Source organism: Planktothrix sp. FACHB-1355 (assembly GCF_014748295.1).
GTDB lineage: Bacteria > Cyanobacteriota > Cyanobacteriia > Cyanobacteriales > Aerosakkonemataceae > Aerosakkonema > Aerosakkonema funiforme_A.
This window is the reverse complement of the sequence record NZ_JACJUP010000364.1, coordinates 1-5,551: the sequence shown is the minus strand read 5'-3', so window position 1 is coordinate 5,551 and position 5,551 is coordinate 1. Positions and strand designations below refer to the sequence as shown.

The 5,551-nt window shown below is 46.7% G+C and carries 4 protein-coding genes; all 4 read right to left on the bottom strand.

Annotated features, from left to right (window positions below; all coding sequences use genetic code 11):
* On the bottom strand, window positions 1-840 hold an 840-nt coding region (locus H6S82_RS15990), incomplete at its 3' end, for an alpha/beta hydrolase (protein WP_191056413.1).
* A gap of 122 nt (window positions 841-962) precedes the next feature.
* The gene (gene clpX / locus H6S82_RS15985; protein WP_190464370.1) at window positions 963-2,306 is read right to left on the bottom strand and encodes an ATP-dependent protease ATP-binding subunit ClpX; all 1,344 of its coding nucleotides are present in this window, start codon (window positions 2,304-2,306) and stop codon (window positions 963-965) included.
* 482 nt (window positions 2,307-2,788) lie between these two features.
* On the bottom strand, window positions 2,789-3,493 hold the full coding sequence (gene clpP / locus H6S82_RS15980; RefSeq protein WP_190464369.1) for an ATP-dependent Clp endopeptidase proteolytic subunit ClpP: 705 nt from the start codon (window positions 3,491-3,493) through the stop codon (window positions 2,789-2,791).
* Between the two features lie 391 nt (window positions 3,494-3,884).
* Window positions 3,885-5,363 carry a trigger factor gene (tig, locus tag H6S82_RS15975; RefSeq protein WP_190464368.1) on the bottom strand — a complete coding sequence of 493 codons (1,479 nt, stop codon included), beginning with the start codon at window positions 5,361-5,363 and terminating at the stop codon, window positions 3,885-3,887.
* Window positions 5,364-5,551 lie beyond the last annotated feature (188 nt).

The window sequence follows — 5,551 nt, the reverse complement described above, 5'->3', positions numbered from 1 at the left end:
AAACTCCTGCACTTTCTGCAAATAAGTTTCTGCATCTTCCAACATAGGAAAATGTGCAGTATTGGGAATAAGAGCATACTCCACTTTTTCGCTTAAAGCTGCCGCTTGTCGCCCCATTTCTGCCGGAATAATCAAATCGTATTCACCGGAAACTAAAAGAGTTGGTACTGATAATTTGGCAAATTCCTGCGGCATTACCTCAGATGCTTCTTTACTCACCGAAGTAAAAATTGTCCCTAAAGCGGCTTCGTAATCTGCTAAGAGAAAATCATCCAAAAATGCTTTACTCACCGCTCTTGGCAGGGGGCGATGTAAGAAACGCTTCATAAAGAAGATATCGGCTAAAGGAATTTTTCCCAGCCAACGGGGGCGGAATTTTACAACGTAGCCGCCGAATTTATGGAATGCTGCAAATGCTTTTTCGTCGTATTCAAAAATGCCGCTACAAGTTAAAATTGCTTTTTCTACTTTTTCTGGGTAACGATTCAAAAATAGGGTGGCGACAGAAGCACCCATAGAATGGGCATTGAGATAAATGCGCCCCAACTGCAAAGCGTTCAATAATTCTGCCAAGTCGTCGGCAAACTCTTCTAGTTCGTATGTTAATGTAGGTGCATCTGCTATAGCTTCTGGTAATGGCAAACGGGAACGCCCAAATCCGCGCATATCGTACAGCAAACAATCAAAATTATCTGCCAGCGCTTTTGCCGTACTTTCCCAATATCTACCGGAACCTGCCCAGCCGTGAAGGAAAATCATGACTGGCTTGGATTTATCTGCTGCAGGCGATCGAATCCATTCGTAATAATGATCGACGCCTCTTACCTGAATTAATGGCATTTTTAAATTTTCGATTTTGGATTTTGGATTTTGGATTTTCCATCGATCGTCTATTTATTGTAATTTCAGATTCTTGTCTGTTACAACCAATCTAAAATCTAAAATCTAAAATCTAAAATCCACTAGGCTGATTCTGGCTTAGGTAAAGAGGATGGATGGACAAGCAGTTCGGCGGTCGATCGCTTCTCTACCATTTCCTTTGTGATCGCACAACGAGTAACATCCTTGCGCGATGGCAGCTCGTACATCACATCCAGCATCAGTTCTTCTACAATTCCGCGTAGCGCCCTAGCACCAGTTTTGCGCCGATATGCTTCTTGCGCGATCGCCCGGATCGCATCCTGCTTAAACTCGAGCTGTACGTTGTCCATTTTTAGCAACTTCTGGTACTGCTTCACCAGCGCGTTGCGCGGCTGAGTCAAAATCGCCGTCAAAGTTTCTTCATCCAGCGGATCTACCACCGCAATCACCGGAATGCGGCCAATAAACTCCGGAATCATGCCAAATTTCACCAAGTCATCCGGTTCCAATTGCTTGAGAATATCCGCTGTCCGTTTTTCTTTCGATATCGGCTCTCCACCTTGGACAAAGCCCATTGACTTTTTGCCAATTCTCTGATCCACCACCTTTTCCAAACCGACAAAAGCACCGCCACAGATAAATAGGATATTGCTGGTGTCGATTTGGATGCAGTCTTGATATGGGTGTTTGCGTCCGCCTTGGGGAGGTACGTTTGCTACTGTCCCTTCGAGCATCTTCAGCAGCGCTTGCTGGACGCCCTCGCCGGATACATCCCGCGTAATGGAGGGATTTTCGCTTTTGCGGGCAATCTTATCGATTTCATCGATATAAATGATCCCTCGCTGGGCTTCTTCCACATCGAAGTCTGCCACTTGCAGCAGTCGCAGCAGGATATTTTCCACATCTTCGCCGACATATCCCGCTTCCGTAAGCGTAGTAGCATCTGCTACTGCAAACGGCACATCCAGGATATTGGCGAGAGTTTGGGCCAAAAGTGTTTTTCCGCAGCCTGTCGGCCCCATGAGCAGGATATTGGATTTTTGTATTTCTACCACTTCCTCTTGCCCTGCTTTCCCGGTGTTTTTCGCCTGCTGAAAGCTGAGGCGTTTGTAGTGGTTATATACTGCTACTGAAAGGACTTTTTTTGCTTCGTCCTGGCCGATTACGTGTTCGTCTAAATATTTTTTAATTTCTCTTGGTTTGGGAATTTGATGCAGGGAAAGATGGGACGATCGGTTACGCCGCTTTTGAGATGGTTCTGACCTTGGTGATGGTTGGGGAGATGTTGGCCCGGAATCCAACAGTTCCTCATCTAAAATTTCGTTACACAAATCTACACATTCATCACAAATGTAGACTCCCGGACCGGCAATCAATTTGCGAACCTGCTCTTGAGACTTGCCGCAAAAGGAACATTTTAAATGGGAGTCGTACTTGGGTGACATAGCTGCCTCTTATTGAAGTGCGTTGACAATCTCCTGAATATAATTCAAGAAATTCTTGGTTCATCGACACACCTTAAAATTAGCTATCCTTTGCAGGCAATTCTTAAACTAATTAACCGTACAAAATGCACCGATCGACTAGCTTAATTTAGCTAACCTCAGAGGGCTTGTCTCCCCAAGCGTACTAGAATAGTTTTTCTAGCGTTTTCCTGTGCCACAGGATACGTTTTAGAGTCTCAGTGTTCACTGGTGTGATTGTGGGAAGCTTTAGACTTCCGTAGCTATTCCCTAGCTATTTTTGCGGAGGTTTTCGCCACCCTCATGCCATTTTTTTTCCAAGCTGTCCGCTGTGTTTAATGTTTAGCGGTTTTGGCGGTTATTCTACCTGGGCATACTTAAATTCTATATCAACCTGTAAGGACTTTGACTGTGGATCGATTCGGACTCGATCGCATTTCATCCTCTGTCTTGAGACCGCTGGCTTAGACGCTGCCGTTATCGTTACTGAGGGAATTTCCTGATTTGGGAAGATTCTGCCTGGTGATGACCCCATCTACAATACCGTATTCTTTAGCTTCTACGGCTGACATAAAGAAGTCGCGGTCAGTATCGATTTCCAGCTTTTCCAGGGGTTGACCGGTATGATAAGCCAGTAATTCATTCAGCTTACGTTTGTGGTAGAGAATTTCCTTGGCTTGAATTTCGATGTCAACCGCCTGACCTTGGGCACCGCCTAGTGGCTGGTGAATCATGATCCGGGAGTTGGCTAGAGACATCCGCTTACCGCGAGTTCCCGCCGCCAACAAAAACGCTCCCATACTGGCAGCCAGTCCATAACAGATGGTGACAACATTAGGGCGAATTTGTTGAATGGTGTCATAAATCGCCATCCCTGCTGTCACCGATCCTCCTGGGGAGTTGATGTACAGTTGGATGTCTTTTTCGGGATCTTCTGCGTCTAGGAACAGCAACTGGGCCACAATGGAGTCGGAAACTTCATCGTCAATTGGCGTTCCCAAAAACACTATGCGTTCCCGCAACAGGCGCGAGTAAATGTCAAAAGCCCGTTCTCCCATACCAGACTGTTCGACGACCATAGGTACGACTGCCTCGGTGCGGTATGAGCCGTATACTGGCGAGTAGCGCCAACTGATTGGGGAGAGGTCAGGGGATTGAGATATGAGCATAAAACCTTATTAAACTTGTGCCTGTTGGTACTCGTGCTGTGAACTGAAAATGTAAAACGATCGCAACGACAACTATATTTGTTATAGCCAAGATCCACTGTGTTTGGCTATCTCTACCGGGGAAGTCTCACTTTTTGTATGGCCGAGATCGAAGGAATGCGATTTTCCTTTTGACGTGGTATAAATACTACTCTTGGCCGATCGCGATCTCGACATCCTTATATATGGGAAGCGACACCAAATTAAAAGTGAAATTCTATCTTGGCTGTTACTTGGGCGGTACTGCCGTACAAGCCATTTTTAGTTTTGCCACAGTATAAACGCGACAGAGCGCGTCTATACTCGGCATTTCTTTCGATCTCGGCAGCTCGGTGGAAGCTTTGCTGGCGGCTTATGCTTCTAGCTGTTCGCCTTGAGTTGGCAGTATTTCCGCTGCCGCAGGTGTTGAGGCATCGGTTGTGCTGGTTTCTACCTCAGCAGCCACCTCGACATCTGCGTTAGCTTCTGTTTCCAATTGCTTTTCTTCAGTAGCGGGGCTCAGAGAACCTTCTGGAACCAGTTCGATCGTGCTATGTTCTTCCAGCCAAGCGACGATTTTTTCTGTTAGCAGCTCGTTTTCAACAAATTCTTGCAATCTTTGCGGATCTATATCTTTACCATCACCGTATTCTTCCAGCAGTTCTTGCATCCGCGCTTTTACGGCTGCCGATTCTACTTCGATCGATTCCCGTTTGCCTATTTCTCGCAGTGCTAGAGTGCGCTTGATCCGATCGATCGCTTCCGGGCGCGATCGTTCTCGCAACTGCGGTATCATTTCCTGAGTAAACAGCCTCTTGATATCAATGCCCTGGTTACTCAGCCGCATTGCGGTTTGCGTCACCAATTCATTAATTTCTTCCTCTATCAGCGTTTGTGGCAGATCGACTTCCACCTGCTTGAGCAGTTCGTTCAGCAGCACTTCCTGCTTATTAGCTTTAGTTTTGCTTTCCGCTTGCTCCTGAAACCTCGATTCCAAGTGGGAGCGCAATTCTTCTAATGTTTGGAACTCGCTCACTTCATCGGCAAAGTCATCGTTGAGTTCGGGTAGCTCTTTTTCTTTCAGGTCTTTCAGCGTCACCTCAAACATCGCCGGCTTATCGGCCAAATCTTTTTGCGGATAGTCTGCGGGGAATTGGACGGAAATTTCTTTTGTTTCTCCCACATTCAGTCCAACTATGCCATCAACGAAACCTTTAATAAAGCGGCCTTCGGCTAACTCTACCTGAAAATCTTGGGCTTCTCCACCGGGAATTTCCCCACCTGCTTCACCTTCACCCTCACCAGCGCCAGTCAGCCGACCTTTAAAATCAACTACCGCTGTATCTCCCCATTGTGCCGGACGTCCCGATACTGGCACTAACGTGGCGTGTTCTTTACGACGCTCTTCTAAAAACTTGTCTACCGAGCTGGGATCGTACTTGACTTCTTCTGCCTTTAGTTGTAGACCAGTGTACTCTTTTAGGTTTACCACTGGCGGTACATCGACTGTCGCTGAGAAAGTCAGCGCTTTTCCAGGTTCAAACTGATTCACCAATCGATCGAAGTCAGAACGCAGCTGGTAGTTGCCAATAGCTTCGATCGACTCTTGTTTAATTGCTTCTTTAACTCCATCCCGAATTAGTTCTTCCAAAGCCGCTGCTTTTAGTCGCGTCGAGCCAAAGCGCTGTACCAAGATGTGGCGAGGAACCTTGCCTTTGCGAAACCCAGGGATGTTGGCCGAGCGGGCAAGGTCTTGAAAAACTTGCTCGTAAGCCTTTTTGGACATTTCGGGCGAAATTTCTATTTCCAAGCCAATCTGGCTCTGGGGAAGCTTTTCCTGGGTAACTTTCATGCCTATTTTTTGTTTGACGATAACTGCTGCAATTTTTCAAATCATACCGGGGCTGCAACGACAGATTCCAAGCCCTGTCTGGGATCGTCTGAGGTTAAAGAGCGGGTTATTTCACCCCCAACCCCAACTCTTGCAGTCTTCAGTAGTTGGTTGAGACCGACAAGGAAGGGGACAAGATAATTTTCCGC

Coding starts and splice junctions, on each gene's coding strand:
- clpX (WP_190464370.1), bottom strand. CDS start 2,306: ATGTCACCCAAGTACGACTCCCATTTAAAATGTTCCTTTTGCGGCAAG.
- clpP (WP_190464369.1), bottom strand. CDS start 3,493: ATGCTCATATCTCAATCCCCTGACCTCTCCCCAATCAGTTGGCGCTAC.
- tig (WP_190464368.1), bottom strand. CDS start 5,363: ATGAAAGTTACCCAGGAAAAGCTTCCCCAGAGCCAGATTGGCTTGGAA.